This is a genomic window from Solirubrobacter pauli, assembly GCF_003633755.1.
GTDB lineage: Bacteria > Actinomycetota > Thermoleophilia > Solirubrobacterales > Solirubrobacteraceae > Solirubrobacter > Solirubrobacter pauli.
Genome location: NZ_RBIL01000001.1, coordinates 4181613 through 4199904 on the forward strand (window position 1 = coordinate 4181613; position 18292 = coordinate 4199904).

Genomic DNA, 18292 nt, shown 5'->3' on the forward strand with positions numbered 1-18292 from the left:
TTAAGAAGGCCGCGGGGAGAAAGTCGATCAGGTGTGCTGCCAGGCCTCGAAGCGCGGGATTTCGGTGTCTGGATCGAGGATCGTGTGGTGCGCGTCGAGCGCCGGGTCGGTGTCGGGATACTCCGCTCGGCCGTGCGCCCCGCGGGTCTCGTGGCGGTGCAGCGCGCTGGCGGCGACGAGACGCGCGAGCGGGTAGGGGTCCTCCCGCAGGCGCTCCAGGTTGGCCTGCGTCCGCTCGAGCCCGGCGAGCCTCCAGACGTTGGCGCGGGTCTCGCGGGTGGGCGCGGTGACGTCGGCGGCGATCGGCGCGCCGTCGGTGGGCTCGGGGTCGTCGAGCGCCGCGAGCGCTGCCCGGCGCCCGAACACGAAGCACTCGCTGAGGCTGTTGGACGCGAGGCGGTTGGCTCCGTGCAGCCCGGTGCACGCACATTCGCCGACCGCGTACAGGCGTGGCGCTCCGGTCGCGCGGCCGTCGAGGTCGGTGACGATGCCGCCCATCACGTAGTGGCTGGCCGGCGCGACCGGGATGCGCTCGCGCGTCGGGTCGAGCCCGGCGAGCTGAAGCGCCTCGACGATGTTCGGGAACCGCTTCGGGTCGACGTGCGTCATGTCGAGCTCAGCCTGCTGCCCGGGCAGGTTGAAGATGGCGCGCGCGACGTGGTCGCGGGGCTTGAGCTCGTCCACGAACCGCTCGCCGTCCGGCCCGTGGAGCGTGGCGCCCTCGCCGCGGACCGCCTCGGAGATCAGGAAGCCCTCGCGGCCCTTGAGCCCGACCACCGCGGTCGGGTGGAACTGCGTGAACTCGAGGTCGGCCAGCTGCGCGCCCGCCGCGCGGGCGAGGATCAGCCCGGAGCCGAACGAGCCGGGCGGGTTGGTCGTGCGCGACCACAGCGCCGCTGCTCCGCCGGTCGCCAGGATCGTGCCGCGCGCTTGGATCCGGCGTTCGCCGTCGCGGAGCACGACGCCGCCGCCGTCGAGCAGCCCGGCGACCCGTTCCCCTTCCAGGATCGTGATCCGCGGGTGTTCAGCCGCGGCGGCGGACAGCGCGCGCAGGACCCGGCGGCCGGTCGCGCTGCCGCCGGCGTGGATGATGCGGCGGCGCCGGTGGCCGCCCTCCAAGCCGAGCGCGAGGTCGCCGTGGCGGTCGGCGTCGAACTGGCAGCCCAGCTCCTGCAGGTCGCGCACGCGGGCCGCGGCCTCGTCCGTCAGCACCTGGGCGGCGGAGTACCGCGTGAGCCCGCGGCCGGCCTCGAGCGTGTCCTCGAGGTGGATGGCAGGCGAGTCGTCGACGGCGAGCGCCGCGGCGGCGCCGCCCTGGGCCCAGTAGGAGGCCGTCTCGGCGAGCGGGCGCGCGCTGACGAGCGTCACGCGGGCACCCGCGCGCGCCGCGGTCAAAGCCGCGAACAGCCCGGCCGCGCCGGCACCGACGACGACGAGGTCGGATCGCACTCGCCAGCAGCCTATTACGGTGTTCGTGATGGAGGAGACATCCCGGCGCGCGATCTGGGTGCGCGATGAGGACTTCATGGCGCACGACGTACCGCGCCATCCCGAGCGGCCGGCGCGGATCCGGGCGCTCGAGGCCGAGATGAGCGCGAACGGCTGGTTCGGCGCCCGGCGCGTGCAGGCGGTGGAAGCCGAGCGGTCCTGGTTGCACGCGGTGCACCCGGAGGAGCACGTCGCGCTGATCGAGGCGATCTGCGCCGACGGCGGCGGCGCGATCGACGCCGACACGTACCTCGTGCCCGGCTCCTACGGCGCCGCGCTGCGCGCGGCGGGCGGTGCGGCGCAGCTGGTGGACGCGCTGCTCGGCGGCGACGCCGACGTGGGCGTGAGCGCGTTGCGCCCTCCCGGGCACCACGCCGAGGCGGCGCGCGCGATGGGGTTCTGCTTCTTCGGGAACGTCGCGGTCGCCGCGCGGCGCGCGACATCCGCCCACGGGCTCGAGCGGGTGATGATCGTCGACTGGGACGTCCACCACGGCAACGGCACCAACGACATCTTCCACGCGGACGCCGACGTGCTCTTCGTGTCGGTGCACGAGTACCCGCTGTATCCGGGCACGGGGCCCGCCTCCGACCTCGGCTCGGGCACGGGTGAGGGGTTCACCGTCAACCTGCCCGTGCCGGGCGGGAGCGGCGACGCCGCCTACCGGTCACTGGTCGAGCACGTCGCGGCCGGCCTGATCCGCGAGTGGGAGCCGCAGCTCGTCCTGATCTCCGCGGGCTTCGACGCGCACCGTGACGACCCGCTCGCGACCTGCCGCGTGACCGAGGCCGGCTTCGCGGGGATGGCCGCGTCCCTGCGCCAGGCCGCCGACGCGGTGGGCGCGCCGTTGGGCGTCGTCCTGGAAGGCGGCTACGACCTCGGCGCGCTGTCGCGCTCGATGGCGGCGGTCATGCCGGTGCTCGTGGACGGGGTTGCGCCCGAGGTGGGCGACGTGGCGGTCCACCCGCTCGCGCGGGACGCCGCCGCCCGGCTCGCGCCCTGGTGGCCGGGGCTTACTCTTCGATCTTCTTGACGTACGCGTCCGAGTAGTCGGCCCGGATCGGGCCGAGGGCGTCCTCCGCCTCGGACTTCTTCGCGTACGCGCCCGAGTAGACGACCCAGTAGCCGCCGTTCAGCGAGCTGTAGTCGTCCGAGTTGAGCACCTCGGCCGTGATGTTCTTGTCCGCGGCCTGGTCGGCGACCTTGTTCGCCTTCGACTCGCTGGTCTCGGACGCGATGATGATCGTCCAGTCGCCGTTGTTCCCGCTGAACGAGCCGGTCGTGCCCAGGCCGGGGTCGTCGGTCGGGGCGGGGGTCGGCTCCGTGGTCGGCTCCGGAGACGGCGTGTCCTCCGGCGCCACAGTGGCCTCCGGGTTGAGCGGATCGACGGTCGGCGTCGCCTCCGGGTTCAACGGGTCGACCGTCGCCGTGGGCACCGGATCGGTCGTCGGCAGCGGCGAAGGCGTCGTGGTGGCCGGCGGCGCGGCACTCGCGGACGGCGTGGGCGTCGGGTTCTGCGCCGTCTCCTCCCGATCCGACATCGCCGCGATCGCCAGGATCACGCCGAGGATCGCAAGCGCCACCAGACCGCCGCCGAGGTAGATCGGCACCCGCCAGCCCCGCGACTCGACCACTTCCGTCCCGGCCGCCGCACCGCACGCCAAGCACCACTCCTGTTCCGGGGCCAGCGTGCTCCCGCACCGCGGGCACCGCCGCTCGGGCGGCCCGGGCGGGACCATCGCGTCAGGCGGCGGCGGGGTCTCCATCGGCGTACTCACGGGCGTCGCTCCACGGGACTGAAGATAGATCCATTGCGCGGCGAATCGACGTCATCCGCACCTTCCGGTCCGGGCTGCCCCGTCGCGGCCTCGCCACCGGCCGGTGCGTTCCCCGCCGCGGACGCCTCGTCGGACGTGCCGTCGGGCCGCTCCTGGGGCGCGGCGTCAGCGTCGGTGTCGGCTTCGACGCCGTGCTGGGCCGGAGGGGCGTCGTCGGCACCGGGTGCGCCGTCGTGGGGCGCGTCGCTTGCGGCTTGTGCGTCGGCCGCGGGATGGGCCTCGTCGCCGGGGGGCGCGTCGCCGGCCTGCACCTCGTTGCGAGCGGCCGCGTCGGCCGAGGCGTCGCCACTGGCGGGCGTGTCGCCGGTCTGATCCTCGTCGACGGCGGCCGGCTCGTCGGCCTGCACCTCGTCGCGAAGGGGCGCGTCGGCGTTGGCGTCGGCGCTCGTCTCGGCGGCCTGCGCGTCGCCGATCGCGGGCGTGTCGTCGGGCTGCGCGTCGCCGATCGCGGGCGTGTCGTCGGGCTGTGCGTCGCCGTTCGTGGGCGTGTCGTCGGGCTGTGCGTCGCCGTTCGTGGGCGTGTCGCCAGTCAGTGCGTCGCTGCTCGCGGGCGTGTCGCCGGTTTGGTCGCCAGCTGCGGGCGTCTCGCCGGCCTGCGCGTCGCCGCTCGCGGGCGTGTCGCCAGCCAGTGCGTCGCTGCTCGCGGGCGTGTCGCCGGTTTGGTCGCCAGCTGCGGGCGTCTCGCCGGCCTGCGCGTCGCCGCTCGCGGGCGCGGCGCCCGGCTCGCCAAGGCTCGGGGCCTCGCCACTCGCGGCTGCGTGGTGCGGCTCGCCGCCACCGTGAGTCTCGCCACTCGCCGGCGTCGCGTTGCCGGCCGGTTCGCTCTGCGCGTACGCGGTCGTCGGGGCGTCGGGCGCGGCCGTCGCGGGCTCGCCCGTCGGCGCGTGCTGTGCGCCCGCCGTGTCGGCGTGGCCGATGTCGCTCGAGCGGCTCGGCCACTGGAAGTCGGCGGCCGCCGACGGGTGGTCCGGGTCCAGCGGGGAGAGCTCCTGGGTCGGCTGGTCGACGGGCGCGACCGCGACGGGCGCGGGGCCGACCACCGGGTCCGGAGCCGGTTCGGGCTGCGGGGCGGCCGCGCGCTCGACGGTCTTGCGGGCCGACTCGGTGAGCGGCAAGCCGCAGTGCGAGCAGTACTCCGCCCAGCTGCTGAAGAGCTCGCCGCACTGGGGGCAGTCGCCGCCGATGCCGGGCTCGCGGACGAGCACCTGGCGGCGCACGTCGTCCAGGCGGACCTCGATCTCGTGCAGCTCCGCGTCTACGCGCGCGAGCCGGACGAGCTTGGTCTCGCGCAGGCGGCGGTGCGCCTCGTGCTCCATGTCGTGCGCGGTGCGGTGCAGCTCGTAGACGAAACCGCCCAGATCCCGCAGCAGCACCTCGCGCGCGGCGCGCAGGAAGGCGGCGCGGCGGCGGAGCTTGCCGCGGCGGGCGCTCGTCGGGATCGACGCGGCGAGCTCATCCGGGTCCAGGCCCGCGGGCAGGTCGGCGACCGGCACGGCCGGCGGCACCAGCTGGCCGGCATACGCGGCCTCAGGCGACACCGGTTGCGCCGGGTACCCGGCCGGGTAGGCGGCGGCGAGCTCCGGCGGCACGGGCGGCCCGGGGACCGGGGCGTAGCCCGGCACGGGCTGAGCGGCGTACGGGCCGGCGGCCGCGGGCGCGCCGTACGCCGGCGGGGGCGTGTACGGCGGCGTGGCCGGATAGGACGGAGAGATCGGAGCGGGCGACGCGAGCGGGTCGCCGGACGTGAGGCCACCGGCTCCGGGAATCACCTGCGTCGCGTCGGTGGGGCCGGCGGGCTCGGGACCGGCGCCGGGCACCGGGCCGCTGGGCTCGGGCACATGCCCGGTGGCCGGACTCGCGTGAGAGGCTGCAGCGTGGCTCGCGGACGAATCGGTCGGCGTGCCGCCCGCGGGCGCGGAGCCCGGGGCCGGGTCGCCGCCCGGGGCTGCCGGAGCATCGGCCTGCGGCGCGTAGCCGGACGCGGCATCGGCGTGCGCGCCGGGCTGGGGCGTGGAGCCGGTGGCAGAGCCTGTCGGGGCGTCGCCCTGGGGCACGTAGCCCGTGGGCGGGTCGGCCTGCGCGGGCGCCGTGCCGGCGGCCGGGTCCGTCAGCAACGACTGATGGCCCCGCTCGTCGGCGGGGGTAGAGGCCTGCGCGTCCGCGGTTCCCGGTTCGGCGGCCGACTGCGGCTCGTTGCCTTCGGGACCCTCGGAGCGCCGGCTGGACAAGCGTCGGAACAGGCCGCTCATAGGTCGTCGGAAGCCGCGGGGGACTCCGAGCGGTCGAGTATAGGGTCGAGGTCTCTCGCCACGACTAAGTTCAACGTAAGCATTGGTCAGGCGTTGCGCTCGTCGAGAAGATCGCGCCAGGCGTCGACGACGCGCGCGGCCATCGCGTCCGCGGAGAACAGCTCGGCCCGTGCGCGGCCGTCGACGCGCGGATCGGCCGCTTCGAGGTGCGGCGCCAGCGCGGCGCGCCATGCGTCTCGATCCCACTCCCCGCAGTACGCGCCCTCGATGCCTTCGAGGATCACGGGGTGGATGCCGACCGGCGTGCCGAGCGCCGGGACGCCGCACGCGAGCGCCTCGATGACCGCGAGCCCGAACCCCTCGGTCTGCGACGGCACCAGCACGGCGTTGGCCGCGTTGATCCAGTAGGGCACCTCGTCGGGTGGGACGCCGCCGAGCGTGAGCAGCGGCACGTCACCCGCGGCCTCCACCGCGCGGTCGTGACGCTTGAGCGGCCGCGAGGGGTCGTGCGGGAACAACAGGTACGGCCCCTCGGGGTCCAGACCCAGGCGCGCACGCGCCTCCGCGCGCGGGATGGGACGGAAGCGATGCACGTCGATGCCGACCGGCAACACGGCGACCCGTCGTCTGGTGCCGGCGCCGGGCAGGTTCGAGCTGAAGTCGCGTGAGACCGCCGCCGTCAGCGCCGTGAACGGGAGGATCGCGCGCGTGGCGAGGTACGAGCGGCGCACGAGCAGGTCGTTCCCGTGCAGCGTCACGACGACCGGCCCGAGCCGCGACAGGACCGCCGGCCAGGCGGTGAGCCCGAAGTGCGCGTGGACGATGTCGAACCGCTGTCCTCGGTAGCGCCGGCGCAGCGCGCGGGTGGCGCTCGCCAGCGCGCGCGGGCCTGGGCCGAACGCGAACAGCTCGACCTCGACGTCGTCGCGCCGGCGCAGCGCCTCCACCTGGTCACGCACGAAGGGGCCGAGCGCCGGGCGTTCTGCTGTCGGGTACATGTTGGACACGATCAGGGCTCGCACGGCCGCCAACGCTATCGGCGCGTGTTTTCTCACGAAGACGGCACAGAAAAGGCGCAATTGCGCGTAGAGCCGTCACAGGGGTCGCCTCGAAGCTTCCGGCATGTTCCGCACAGGGCGGGACGCACAGCCTTACGGAGGTCGCGAGATGTACGAGTGGATGGGCCGCGCGCACGCGTGGCTGGCGCAGGAACGAGGGCAGGGGACGGTCGAGTACGTCGGCTTGATCCTGCTGCTGGCGGGGGTGATGGCCGCCGTGGTGCTCGCGGGCGCGGGCATGAAGACCGACATCGCGACGACGATCGTGGACAAGGTCAAAGCCGCGATCGGCAGCGTCGACGCTCCGCCGAAGAAGTGACCCGCGCGTGACGCGGGGAGCGGAGATCCGTGTGGGGGCCGTGCCAGACTGGCGGCGTGGTCCCGTTCCCCACGTCCGCGCGGCTGCGCGGCGCCCTGAACCGCACCTGAGGAGGCGCACGAATGTCCCGCGAGAGAAGTGGCGGCCGCGCGCCGAACGAGCTCCGTCCCGTCACGATCGAGCCCGGCTTCGTGAAGACCGCGACGGGCAGCGCGCTGATCTCGTGCGGGGGCACCCGCGTGATCTGCACGGCCTCCGTGCAGGAGTCGGTGCCGCGCTGGCTGGTCGGCAAGGGCCGTGGCTGGATGACGGCCGAGTACGGGATGCTCCCCGCTTCGACCGGCGAGCGCAAGCAGCGCGACATCTCGAAGGGGCGGGCGGATGGGCGTTCGGTGGAGATCCAACGGCTGATCGGCCGCAGCCTGCGCGGGATCGCCGACCTCGAGGCGCTCGGCGAGCGCACGATCTACGTGGACTGCGATGTCCTGGAGGCCGACGGCGGCACGCGCTGCGCATCGATCACCGGCGGCTACGTGGCGCTGGCGCTCGCGGTGCAGCGCCTGCAGTCGCAGGGCCTGCTGACCAAGTCGCCCCTGACGGGGACGATCGCGGCCGTGTCCTGCGGTGTGGTCGACGGCGTTCCGATGCTCGACCTCAACTACCCAGAAGACAGCACCGCCGAGGTGGACGCCAACGTCGTCATGACGGGCGAGGGCGGTCTGGTCGAAGTGCAGGCGACCGCCGAGCGCACGCCGCTCAGCCGCGCGCACCTCGACGAGCTGCTCGCCCTGGCGCAGACCGGCATCGAGGGCCTGCGCGAGGCGCAGGAGGCCGCGCTGCGATGAGCCTGGTCCTCGCCACCCGCAACGCCCACAAGGTCCGCGAGTTCGAGCGGCTGATGCCGGGCGTGGCGATCGAGCCTTTGCCCGACAGCGCCCCGACGCCCGAGGAGACCGGCACCACGTTCGCCGAGAACGCCCTGATCAAGGCGCGCAGCGCTGCCGAGGCGACCGGCAAGCCGGCGTTCGCCGACGACTCCGGCGTCGAGGCCGAAGCGCTGGACTGGCGGCCGGGCGTCTACTCGGCTCGCTTCGCCGGCCCGGACGCGTCCGACGGCGAGAACCTCGCCAAGCTCCACCGCGAAGCGCCGGCGGGCAGCCGTGCCCGCTACGTCTGCGTGATCGCCCACGTCACCCCGGACGGCGACGAGCACCTCTTCGAAGGTCGCTGCGAGGGCACCCTGGCGGCCGAGCCCGCAGGCGGCGGCGGCTTCGGCTACGACCCGCTGTTCGTGCCCGAGGAGTTCCCGGACCGCACGATGGCCGAGCTGACGGACGAGCAGAAGGACGACATCTCGCACCGGGGCAAGGCTGCGCGCGAGTTCCGCGCCTGGCTGGGCCGCTGAGCGGCGGCGTGGTCCCGCGGCCGCGCGCGCGGTGTCGCCGTGGCCGGGGCGCTGAGCGGGGACGCGGTCTTGCGGTCGTGACGCGGTCCGGGCGCTGAGGGGGCCGCGGTCCTTCGACCGCACGCGGGGTCGACGCGACCGCGCGCTGAGCGGGGCCGTCTCCTTCGGGCCCGGGTGCGTGCGCTCGTGCGGGCGGATGCGGCCGGGCGTGCGGTCGCACGCGTGGTCTCGACGCGGCTGAGGGCTGTGCCCCTCCTGCGTCGGCCGTGTGGCGTTCCGCTCGGGTGGCGCGCGGGGTGCGGTGCGTGGTTCGGGAGCACACCGCCGGGCGTCGCGTCAAGAAATCCGTGCGCGGGCGGTGGCGACAGCGTGCGGCGGCGGTCACGGGTTTCTTGACCCGCCGCGCGCCGGCGCGCTCTTGTGCGGGTGAGCGGCTGCGTCGGATTGCGCCCGGGCGCGGGCATGCGCGTGTCCTTCGGGCCGGGTTGCCACGCGAGCGTCGAGTTTGTACCTGTGCGGTTGTTTTCTCGAGGTTCGCGTGGCCGGCGCCACGCGAGCGTTCGATTGCTCAACCAGAGGCCGACCAAGGCATCGTTCGCGCGGCAGGGCGGCGGCGAGGGGGGGGTCAGCTCGAGTAGCGCGCAGCGGGCTTCGTCCTGCCGGTGCGCTCTTGGGTGGCCGGGTGCGGTGCACCGGGCGGGGCCGCGCGCCGGTCCCGATCACGCGAGTGTTGGGTACCCAGGCTGAGAACCCGGTTAGTCAACGCTCGGCGCGGGCGAGGGCACCCAGCGCGGGTTCGCCCCGCGCGGGGGCTCGCCGGCCCCGGCCGGCTTGCCAGCCCGGAGCACGCCGGACGCGGCGGGTCAGGCCACTCGTGACGGCCGCAGCGCAGCGCCCCGAGGCCGGCGCACGGGTCGATTGACGCGACGCCCGACGGTGTGCTTCCGGTGCGGCGACAAGGGCCGGCGCGGCGCGCGCGGCGCTCCGCGGCGGCCCCGAACACGCCTCCCAGGGGGCACCGAGCGGCGCCCGCCCGGGCCTGCGGTGCCGAAAAACGCGCCCCAGAGCGACGAAACCGCCGAGTTGGCGCCTCGCCGCTCGTCGATCAGAACAGGTTGATGCCCGCGGCGATCGCGACGGCGAGGGTGACGCCGGCGTAGCCGGTGTAGCCGGAGATGAGGAGGACCAACGCCGTGACGAGGCAGAGGCCGACGGTGACGATCCAGGCGAGGCGGTTGAGCTGAGGCACGAGCTCGTATTGTCGCGGACGGACATGACGACGCGACTTACGGCTGAGGTGGCGCTCGCGTACGTGCGCGAGTTGTCGACGGATTTCCGGGCTGGGATCGTGCTGAATGGCGCGCTAGAGCCAATTGCGGGCGATCGTGAGCTGGCGGCGGCGGCGAGGGCGCTGTTCGAGGCGCATCCCGACGCGCGCGAGTTGCAGGCGGGAGCGGTGTTCGCGGCGCGCGGGGAGGACCGTGCGATCGTCGTCGTGACCGGTGAGTTCGCGCTGCAGCGTGTGACTCGCGGGGACCTGCGGACGGCGCTGTTTGGAGCGGGTGTGTCGAACGCGCAGGAGGGGTCACTTGAACGCCCTCAGGCGGCACTTGTGAAGGCGCTGGTGACAGCCTCGGCTGACGCTTTTCGGCGTCACAGAGCCGTTTGACGGTCTGAATACGTCCTTCAGATCTTCGCAAATTGCGGGTTTTTTCGCTATGGTGCGCCGACCCCGTCCGAAGGCACTGTTAGCTTCGGGCCTCCACCAGCCCCTGCGGGGGAAACACAGGAGGACGCATGACGAAGAACGAGTTCGTCGACCGTGTCGCGGCAGACACCGGCTTGAGCAAGAAGGATGCGGGTGCAGCGGTCGATTCCGTGCTCCGCTCCATCGAGAGCGCTCTCGGCTCGGGCGAAGAGGTCAACTTCACCGGTTTCGGCAAGTTCCACGTCGCTGAACGCGGCGCTCGCGAGGGTCGGAACCCGCGTACCGGCGAGACCATGACCATCTCCGCCAGCCGGGTGCCGCGCTTCACGGCCGGCTCGGGCCTCAAGAAGGCCGTCAAGTAAGTCGCGACCACGAGGGGCGCCGGCACTAACCCGCCGGCGCCCGGCTGGGCCCTTATCTGCCATGACCGCTTCCCATTCGGGCAACGGCCGGCCAAGCCCCAGTCCGACGTTCGGCGACCGGCTGTCTCAGGCCGTCGCCGAACGTGAGTCCCAGATCGTGCTCGGCATCGATCCGGACCCGGCCAAGTTGTGGCCGGCCGCGATCGACCGGGCCAGTGAGGCGCGGGCCCGGCTCGCGCTGACGTTCTCGGACGCGGAAGAGGCAGCCGGCGAGTCCCCGCCCAGCGCGGGCGTCGTCGCGCGCCTCGAGACGGCCGCCGCCGTGCTCGCGCACTGCCGCGCGATGATCGACGCGGTCGCGCCCGCCGTGATCGCCATCAAGCCCCAGCTCGCCTGCTTCGAGCGCCTCGGCGCGCCCGGCTGGCTCGCGCTGGAGCACGTCACCACTTACGCGCACGAGCAGGGCCTGCTCGTGCTGGCCGACGGCAAGCGCGGAGACGTCCCCGTCACCGCGGCCGCGTACGGCCAGGCGCTCGTCGCCAGCACACCGTCGCCGTTCGGCGCGGTCGACGGCCTCGGCGCCGACGCCTTCACGGCCAACCCGCTGCTCGGTCGCGACTCGCTCGAGCCGCTCGTGCAGGCCGCGCGCGACCACCAGGCCGGCGTGTTCGTGCTCGTCCGCACGTCCAACCAGGGCGCCGCGGACATCCTCGACACCCGGCTCGAGAACGGCGAGCGGCTGTGGGAGCACCTTGCACGGCTCGTCGACGACCTCGGCCAGGCCGGGCCGGCCGGGCTCAAGGACATCGGCGCGGTCACCGGAGCCACCGAGCCCGAGCACCTCGCCCGCCTGCGGGAGCTGATGCCGCGCACGCCGTTCCTGCTGCCGGGGATCGGCGCCCAGGGCGGCGACGTCAGCGCCATCGCGCCCGCGTTCGCCCCCGGGAAGGCCGGAGGGCTCGTCACCGCCTCACGCTCGATCGCCAACGCGCACGAGACCGCCAACCGCAGCCCGGCAGACGCTGCCCGTGCCGAAGCGGAGCGGCTCCGTGAGCAGGCGTGGTCCCTCTAGACTGAACCTCGATGGTCGGTCGCAACCCCGCGCGCTTCCTGGCGCCCATCGCGCTGATCGCCTTCGCCTTCGCGCTCTACTCGGTGCTCAACTCGGGCAACACGCCCGCGGGCGAGGACTCGGGCAGCCGCACGAGCCAGGAGGCGAACCCGACGCCGACGGAGACCGCGGAGAAGAAGAAGTCCTCGAAGAAGCGCAAGACCTACACGGTCAAGGCGGGCGACACGCTCTCCGCCATCGCGGAGAAGAACGACATGGACCTGGAGACGTTGTCGGAGCTCAACCCGGATCTCGACGCGTCGACGCTGTCCCCCGGTCAGAAGATCAAGCTCGAAGGATGAGGCGCGCCGCCGTGGCGGCGCTGGCTGCGGCAGCGACGCTCCTCACCGTCCCCAACCAGGCGCAGGCCCGGGATTGCCCGGATGCCGTGGGCGCGCAGGCCGCGATCGTGATCGAGGCCTCGACCGGCACGGTCGTCTGCCAGCGCCAGGCCGACAAGCGCCTGTCGATCGGCTCGGCCACGAAGCTGATGACCGCGCTCGTGACGCTCGAGAAGGCGAAGATGAGCGAGACCTTCACGGCGTCCGACTACCGGCCGGCGCCGATCGAGTCGCAGATCCGGCTCCTCCCGGGCGAGCGGATGAAGGTCTCCGACCTCATGCGCGGCCTGCTGCTTGAGTCCGGCAACGACGCCGCCGTCACGCTCGCCGAGGGCGTCTCCGGCTCGCGCAAGGCGTTCATCCGCGAGATGAACCGCCGCGCACGCGAGCTGGAGCTCGAGAACACGCACTTCGCGAACCCGATCGGGCTCGACCAGGAGGGCAACTACTCGTCCGCGCGCGACCTGGTCCTGCTCGCGAAGGTCCTGCGTGAGTACACGTTCTTCAACAAGATCGTCGACTCGCCGTCGGGCACGCTGAAGACCGGCGACCACCCGCGCACCTTCCGCAACCGCAACAAGCTCGTCGCCCGCTACCCGTGGGTGAACGGCGTCAAGACGGGCCACACGCGCGGCGCGGGCTACGTGCTGGTGGGCTCGGGCAGCCGCAACGGCATCCAGCTGATCTCGGCCGTGCTCGGCACGCCGAGCGAGGCGGCGCGCGACAACGACACGATGGCGCTGCTGAATTGGGCGATCCCGAAGTTCCAGCGCGTCCGCGCGGTGGTCGAGGGCAAGACGATGGCCACGGCCCAGATCCGCGACCGCCAGGGCGCGACGCTCAAGCTCGCCCCGGACCGCACGGTGCGCCGCATCATCGAGCGCGGCAAGCGCGACGAGATCACGACCACGGTCCAGGCGCCGGACGTCGTCGAGGGCCCGATCCGCAGCGGTCAGCGCCTCGGCCGCGTCGAGGTGCGGCAGGCGGGAACGCTGGTCGCGACCGTCGCGCTCGTAGCCAAGTCGGCGGTCCCCGCGCCCACTCCAGCGCAAAAGGCCAAAACCTGGGCGGCGCGCCCGTGGGTGATCGGCGGCATCGGAGTGGTCTTAATCGCTACGGTCCTGCTTGTGAGCCGCCGTGCCCGAACCAGCCGCCGGCGGCCGTCGCGCCGCGAGGCCCGCGCCGCATCATGATCGTCACCGTCACGCTCAACACGGCCATCGACAAGACGCTGTCGGTGCCCAACTTCCGCCTCGGCCGCCGCCACCGGACCGTCGAGCAGACCACGATGCCGGGCGGCAAGGGCGTCAACGTCGCGCGCGTGCTCAAGACGCTCGGCGCGCCCGTGATCGCCACCGGCCTGGCGGGCGGGGCGACCGGCACGCGGATCGTCGACCAGCTCACGCAGCTGTCCGTGCTCAGCGACTTCGTCCGCATCGGCGAGGAGTCGCGCACCAACACCGCGGTGATCGACCCGACCACCGGCGAGCAGACCGAGATCAACGAGAAGGGCCCGAAGGTCACGCCGCAGGAGATCGAGCTGTTCGTCGACAAGCTCCTGTACCTGGCCAAGGGCGCCAGCCTGTGCGTGTTCGCGGGCTCGCTCCCGCGCGAGGTCGACACGGACATCTACGCGTTCCTGATCCGCGAGCTGCGCAAGCTGAACGTCACGACGATCGTCGACACCGACGGTGACCCGCTCCGCCGCGCCGTGCGCGCCGAGCCGGACGTGGTCTCGCCGAACATCCTCGAAGCCGAGGAGCTCGTCGGCCACGAGTTCAATGACGACGAGGACCGCACGTACGCCGTCAAGGAGGTCTGCGACATGGGCGCCCGCGAAGCGCTCATGACGATGCCGGACGGCTGCTTCGCCCGCATGCACCCGCCGCACGAGGCCGACCCCGTGATCTACCGGGTCCGCGTGCGCGGGGGAGCGATCGAGCCGCGGGCCACGGTCGGCTCCGGTGACGCCTTCCTGGCCGGCTACGTGGCCGCCCGCTACCAGAGCAAGCCGGTCGAGGAGGCACTCGCCTTCGCGGTCGCGTGCGGCGCGGAATCAACCCAGCATCTGGGCGCGGGCCTCGTGGATCCGGACCGCGTTCAGCGGCTCCTCGGCGAGGTGGACGTAGAGCGGATGTCGGCGACTCATAACGACGCTCTAACGTAAGACCACCCGCCCGGGGTCTACGTCCGCTTCCCACCCTAGGATTTCGCCATGGAAATCGAGATCGGCCGAGGCAAGAAGGCGCGTCGCGCCTACGGCTTCGATGACGTCGCCATTGTCCCTTCGCGCAGGACGCGGGACCCCGATGACGTGGACATCACGTGGACTCTGGGGCCGTACCGCTTCGAGCTTCCTCTGCTCGCGTCCGCGATGGACGGCGTCGTATCGCCTGACAGCGCCGGCATCATCGGCAAGCTCGGCGGTCTCGCCGTCCTGAACCTCGAGGGCATCTGGACCCGCTACGAGGACGCCGACAACATCCTGGCCCGCATCGCGTCGCTGCCCAAGGAGCAGGCGACCCGTGAGATGCAGGACATCTACCAGGAGCCGGTCAAGGAAGAGCTGATCGTCCAGCGCATCAAGGAGATCAAGGCCCACGGCGTCGTCGCCTCGGCCTCGCTCACTCCTCAGCGCGTCGAGCAGTACTACGAGCTCTGCCTCGACGCCGGCCTGGACATCCTCGTGATCCAGGGCACGGTGATCTCGGCCGAGCACGTTTCCTCCTCGGGCCACGTGCTCAACCTCAAGGAGTTCGTCAAGGAGGTGCCGGTCCCGGTCGTCCTCGGCGGCTGCGCCTCGTACTCGACCGGCCTGCACCTGATGCGCGCCGGCGCGGCGGGCGTCCTCGTGGGCGTCGGCCCCGGCGCGGCGTGCACCACGCGCGGCGTGCTCGGCATCGGCGTCCCGCAGGCCACCGCCATCGCCGACGTGGCGGCCGCCCGCAACCAGCACATGCTGGAGACCGGCGACTACGTCCGCGTCATCGCCGACGGCGGCATGCGCACCGGCGGCGACGTCTCGAAGGCCATCGCCTGCGGCGCCGACGCGGTCATGGTCGGCTCCCCGCTCGCCCGTGCGTACGAGGCCCCCGGCCACGGCTTCCACTGGGGCATGGCGACCTTCCACCCGACGCTCCCCCGCGGCGCGCGTGTGAAGACGACGCAGAACGGCACGCTCGAGGAGATCATCTCCGGCCCGGCGCGCGAGAACGACGGCACGTTCAACCTCATGGGCGGCCTGCGCACCTCGATGGCCACCTGCGGCTACCAGGACATCGCCGAGTTCAACCGGGCCGAGCTGATGATCGCCCCGTCGCTGCAGACCGAGGGCAAGCAGCTCCAGCGCGACCAGGCGATCGGCATGGGCGTCCGCGGCGGGGATGTCGCGCTTGTCGCCGACTGAGGCCACGTCTCTAGGGCACGGCTCCTCGCTTCCGGCTGGCCAGCCGGTCGAGGAGCTCGCCCTCGAGCGCGAGGTCGCCACGGATGAAGTCGTCGTCCTCGACTACGGCGGACAGTACTCGCAGCTGATCGCGCGTCGCGTGCGCGAGCTGGGCGTGTTCTCGGAGCTGCTCCCGCACCATGTGGGGGTCGACGAGGTGCGCAAGCGCAAGCCGAAGGGCCTGATCCTGTCGGGTGGCCCCGCGTCCGTGTACGCGGAGGGCGCCCCGCGGCTGGATCCGGAGCTGCTCGAGCTCGGCATCCCCGTGCTCGGCATCTGCTACGGCATGCAGGCGCTCGTCCTGACGCTCGGCGGCAAGGTCGAAGGCGCGGAGGTCGGCGAGTTCGGCCGGTCCCAGCTGACCGTCGGCGAGCACGGCCGCCTGCTCGCGGGCACGCCGGACACGCAGGCGTGCTGGATGTCGCACCGGGACACGGTGTACGAGGCGCCCGAGGGCTTCACGGCGCTCGCGTCGTCCACGGAGTCGCCGGTCGCGGCGCTCGAGGACGTCGAACGCGGCCTCTACGGCATCCAGTTCCACCCGGAGGTCGTCCACACGCCCTACGGCCAGCACGTGCTGACGACGTTCCTCGAGGACATCGCCGGCGCGTCGCGCACGTGGTCGGCGGCGAACATCATCGACGAGCAGGTCGAGGCGATCCGCAAGCAGGTCGGCGACAGCAAGGTCATCTGCGGCCTCTCCGGCGGCGTGGACTCGTCCGTGGCCGCGCTGCTCGTGCACAAGGCGGTCGGTGACCAGCTCACGTGCGTGTTCGTGGACCACGGGATGATGCGCCAGGACGAGGGCGAGCAGGTCATCCGCGCGTTCCGCGACCAGTTCCACGTGCCGCTGGTGGCCGTGGACGCCGAAGAGCGCTTCCTGGAACGCCTGAAGGGCGTGTCGGAGCCCGAGGCCAAGCGCAAGGCGATCGGCGCCGAGTTCATCCGCGTGTTCGAGGAGGAGGCCGCCAAGATCGGCGACGCCAAGTTCCTCGTCCAGGGCACGCTGTACTCGGACGTGATCGAGTCGGGCGGCGGCACGGGCGCGGCGACGATCAAGTCGCACCACAACGTGGGCGGCCTGCCGGACGACATGGAGTTCCAGCTCGTCGAGCCGCTCCGGGCGCTGTTCAAGGACGAGGTGCGCGCCGTCGGCGCGGAGCTCGGCCTGCCCGAGAAGTTCGTCTGGCGCCAGCCGTTCCCCGGCCCGGGTCTCGCGATCCGCGTCGTCGGCGGCGAGGCCACCAAGGAGCGCCTGGACACGCTGCGGGCCGCGGACTTCATCCTCCAGGACGAGATCCGCAAGGCCGGCCTGTACCGCGAGCTGTGGCAGTCGTTCTGCGTGCTCCCGGACATCCGGACCGTCGGCGTGCAGGGCGACGAGCGCACCTACGGCTACGTCGTGGCCATCCGCGCGGTCACCTCGGACGACGCGATGACCGCCGACTGGGCGCGGCTCCCGTACGACCTGCTCGAGCAGATCGCGTCGCGGATGATCAACGAGATCCGCGAGGTCAACCGCGTCGTGCTCGACATCACGAGCAAGCCCCCCGGCACCATCGAGTGGGAGTAGACCCCGCAGACGACAAGCAGCCCGGGGACGAGCTCCTCGGGCTGAAGTCCCGTCTGATCATGGGCGCGATCTTCGCGTGCCTGTACATCGTGACGTTCCTGCCCCGCCAGGCCGACTTCCCGGCGATCCTGTCGGGCGTCCTCGGCGGGGCCGTCGTCTTCCTGCTCCTGCGGGAGGTCGACGAGCGACGCAAGCGGCGCCGGCGGCAGGGCATCGCGCCCTACCAGCGGCCTGTGCGCCGCAAGCACCGCCGCCGGGACTAGTCGCGCGTCAGCTGTTCGCGGCCCAGGACCGCAGCATCGCAAGCGGGTTGATCGGGGCCCCGCCCGCCTGCCAGCCCGGCGCGGTCCAGGCCTCGAAGTGCAGGTGGCATCCGGTCGCGACGCCCGTGTCGCCCACGTAGCCGATCGGCTGTCCGGTGAAGACGGTGGCGCCCGTGGCCACCAGCGGCACGTCGCGCAGGTGCATGTAGACGTAGTCCGTGTCCGTGCCGTGGTTGTCGATGACCACGTAGTTGCCCGCTCGCGCGTGCCAGCCGGCGAACTTGACCACGCCGCCGTGCGCGGCGACGAGCGGTGTGCCGCACGCGGCGAACACGTCGTGGCCCTGGTGCCCGCGACCACCGCCGAACGCGGCCGCGCCCGTGCCGAACGTCACCTTCCCCAGCACCGGGAACTGGTCACGCGCGAAGTCGAAGACGACCGGCGGCTGGGCGACGCCACCGACGGTGACGCGGAACTCGTACGTGCCGGTGCGCTGGACCTTGCCGTTGGCCATGCCGTCCCACGTCACCCGCTGCGGGACCTCGGGGGCGACCTGCGGGATGTCCCAGTGCGCGATCACGAGCCCGTCGGGCCGGCGCGCCAGGTCGATGCTGACGTCGGCGGGCGCCGCGCCGCGGACGACGTACGTGAGCGCGGCGGGCTGAGCGGCGCCGAAGAACGCGCGCGGGGCGCGCACGCCGAGCTCGAACGGCGCGGACGGGGGAGAGGGCTCGACCACGAGCGGCGCGACCGACGGCGCCGTCAGCGCGCCCTGGCGGTCCACGACCGCGATCGGTCCGGAGACCGCACCGAGCGGGACGCGCACGTCGGCCGACGTCGTGCGCCGGGTGACCGCCTCGGCGATCACGTCGTCGGCGTCACCCGCCGCGCCGAGGAAGACGATCTCGTCCGCCTGCTTGAGCGCCTTGCCGCGGACGCGCAGGAGCGAGCCGTAGCGCGACGTGCCCGCCGCCCCGCAGCGATCGACGCACTGGAGCGTCGCGACCGCGGCCGGGCTGGACGGCGCGGGGGCCGAGGAGACGGCCGGCGCCGACTGGGCCGTGGGCGCGGGCGCGGTCACCTGCGCGTGGGCAGCCGACGGCGCACAGAGACCCGCGAGCGCGACCAGGTA

Annotated in this window: 19 protein-coding genes; 13 read left to right on the forward strand and 6 right to left on the reverse strand. The window is 73.0% G+C overall.

The window, feature by feature from the left end; genetic code table 11:
* Window positions 1–27: 27 nt before the first annotated feature.
* On the reverse strand, window positions 28–1449 hold the full coding sequence (locus C8N24_RS19465) for an L-aspartate oxidase (RefSeq protein WP_245971894.1): 1422 nt from the start codon (window positions 1447–1449) through the stop codon (window positions 28–30).
* 28 nt (window positions 1450–1477) lie between these two features.
* Here C8N24_RS19465 and C8N24_RS19470 point away from each other — a divergent pair, with 28 nt between their 5' ends.
* The gene (locus C8N24_RS19470) at window positions 1478–2521 is read left to right on the forward strand and encodes a histone deacetylase family protein (protein WP_245971895.1); all 1044 of its coding nucleotides are present in this window, start codon (window positions 1478–1480) and stop codon (window positions 2519–2521) included.
* Here C8N24_RS19470 and C8N24_RS19475 read toward each other — a convergent pair.
* From C8N24_RS19475 to C8N24_RS19485, 3 genes are all read right to left on the reverse strand, one after another.
* Window positions 2502–3152 (reverse strand): SPOR domain-containing protein, encoded by a 651-nt coding sequence (locus C8N24_RS19475; RefSeq protein WP_147447887.1) that lies wholly within the window; start codon window positions 3150–3152, stop codon window positions 2502–2504. The genes C8N24_RS19470 and C8N24_RS19475 overlap by 20 nt on opposite strands.
* A gap of 110 nt (window positions 3153–3262) precedes the next feature.
* A complete protein-coding gene (locus tag C8N24_RS19480; protein WP_147447888.1) occupies window positions 3263–5554 on the reverse strand; it encodes a hypothetical protein in 2292 nt (763 codons plus the stop codon).
* A gap of 107 nt (window positions 5555–5661) precedes the next feature.
* Window positions 5662–6597: a glycosyltransferase gene (locus tag C8N24_RS19485; RefSeq protein ID WP_147447889.1), complete on the reverse strand. Its 936-nt coding sequence runs from the start codon at window positions 6595–6597 to the stop codon at window positions 5662–5664.
* A 100-nt stretch (window positions 6598–6697) separates the two neighbouring features.
* Between C8N24_RS19485 and C8N24_RS19490 the strand changes: the two genes are divergently transcribed.
* The 3 genes from C8N24_RS19490 to rdgB all read left to right on the forward strand — a co-directional run bounded on the left by C8N24_RS19490 (window position 6698) and on the right by rdgB (window position 8357).
* Window positions 6698–6952 carry a hypothetical protein gene (locus C8N24_RS19490; protein ID WP_211340025.1) on the forward strand — a complete coding sequence of 85 codons (255 nt, stop codon included), beginning with the start codon at window positions 6698–6700 and terminating at the stop codon, window positions 6950–6952.
* A gap of 122 nt (window positions 6953–7074) precedes the next feature.
* Window positions 7075–7797 carry a ribonuclease PH gene (rph, locus tag C8N24_RS19495; RefSeq protein ID WP_121252738.1) on the forward strand — a complete coding sequence of 241 codons (723 nt, stop codon included), beginning with the start codon at window positions 7075–7077 and terminating at the stop codon, window positions 7795–7797.
* Window positions 7794–8357: an RdgB/HAM1 family non-canonical purine NTP pyrophosphatase gene (gene rdgB, locus C8N24_RS19500; RefSeq protein WP_121252740.1), complete on the forward strand. Its 564-nt coding sequence runs from the start codon at window positions 7794–7796 to the stop codon at window positions 8355–8357. The genes rph and rdgB overlap by 4 nt, the downstream gene beginning before the upstream one ends.
* A 1105-nt stretch (window positions 8358–9462) precedes the next feature.
* On the opposite strand, the gene C8N24_RS34100 is transcribed toward rdgB, so the two are convergent.
* Window positions 9463–9606 carry a hypothetical protein gene (locus tag C8N24_RS34100; RefSeq protein WP_170179215.1) on the reverse strand — a complete coding sequence of 48 codons (144 nt, stop codon included), beginning with the start codon at window positions 9604–9606 and terminating at the stop codon, window positions 9463–9465.
* A 24-nt stretch (window positions 9607–9630) separates the two neighbouring features.
* Here C8N24_RS34100 and C8N24_RS19505 point away from each other — a divergent pair, with 24 nt between their 5' ends.
* The 9 genes from C8N24_RS19505 (at window position 9631) to C8N24_RS19545 (ending at window position 17160) form a co-directional block, all read left to right on the forward strand.
* Complete coding sequence (locus C8N24_RS19505; protein ID WP_147447890.1) at window positions 9631–10026, forward strand: hypothetical protein; 396 nt, start codon at window positions 9631–9633, stop codon at window positions 10024–10026.
* A 128-nt stretch (window positions 10027–10154) separates the two neighbouring features.
* Entirely contained in the window at window positions 10155–10427 is a 273-nt protein-coding gene (locus C8N24_RS19510; RefSeq protein WP_121252744.1) for an HU family DNA-binding protein, read from the forward strand.
* A gap of 61 nt (window positions 10428–10488) precedes the next feature.
* Window positions 10489–11499 (forward strand): orotidine-5'-phosphate decarboxylase, encoded by a 1011-nt coding sequence (gene pyrF, locus C8N24_RS19515; protein WP_121252746.1) that lies wholly within the window; start codon window positions 10489–10491, stop codon window positions 11497–11499.
* An 11-nt stretch (window positions 11500–11510) separates the two neighbouring features.
* Window positions 11511–11840: a LysM peptidoglycan-binding domain-containing protein gene (locus C8N24_RS19520; RefSeq protein WP_121252748.1), complete on the forward strand. Its 330-nt coding sequence runs from the start codon at window positions 11511–11513 to the stop codon at window positions 11838–11840.
* Entirely contained in the window at window positions 11837–13072 is a 1236-nt protein-coding gene (locus tag C8N24_RS19525) for a D-alanyl-D-alanine carboxypeptidase family protein (protein WP_121252750.1), read from the forward strand. The genes C8N24_RS19520 and C8N24_RS19525 overlap by 4 nt, the downstream gene beginning before the upstream one ends.
* Window positions 13069–14046 (forward strand): 1-phosphofructokinase family hexose kinase, encoded by a 978-nt coding sequence (locus tag C8N24_RS19530; protein WP_121252752.1) that lies wholly within the window; start codon window positions 13069–13071, stop codon window positions 14044–14046. The genes C8N24_RS19525 and C8N24_RS19530 overlap by 4 nt, the downstream gene beginning before the upstream one ends.
* Before the next feature lie 48 nt (window positions 14047–14094).
* Complete coding sequence (locus tag C8N24_RS19535) at window positions 14095–15285, forward strand: GuaB3 family IMP dehydrogenase-related protein (RefSeq protein ID WP_121252754.1); 1191 nt, start codon at window positions 14095–14097, stop codon at window positions 15283–15285.
* Complete coding sequence (gene guaA, locus C8N24_RS19540; RefSeq protein ID WP_245971896.1) at window positions 15272–16897, forward strand: glutamine-hydrolyzing GMP synthase; 1626 nt, start codon at window positions 15272–15274, stop codon at window positions 16895–16897. The genes C8N24_RS19535 and guaA overlap by 14 nt, the downstream gene beginning before the upstream one ends.
* Complete coding sequence (locus C8N24_RS19545) at window positions 16888–17160, forward strand: hypothetical protein (protein WP_170179216.1); 273 nt, start codon at window positions 16888–16890, stop codon at window positions 17158–17160. Before guaA ends, C8N24_RS19545 begins: the two co-directional genes overlap by 10 nt.
* A 7-nt stretch (window positions 17161–17167) precedes the next feature.
* On the opposite strand, the gene C8N24_RS19550 is transcribed toward C8N24_RS19545, so the two are convergent.
* Window positions 17168–18241 (reverse strand): M23 family metallopeptidase, encoded by a 1074-nt coding sequence (locus C8N24_RS19550; RefSeq protein ID WP_121252760.1) that lies wholly within the window; start codon window positions 18239–18241, stop codon window positions 17168–17170.
* Window positions 18242–18292: the final 51 nt, after the last annotated feature.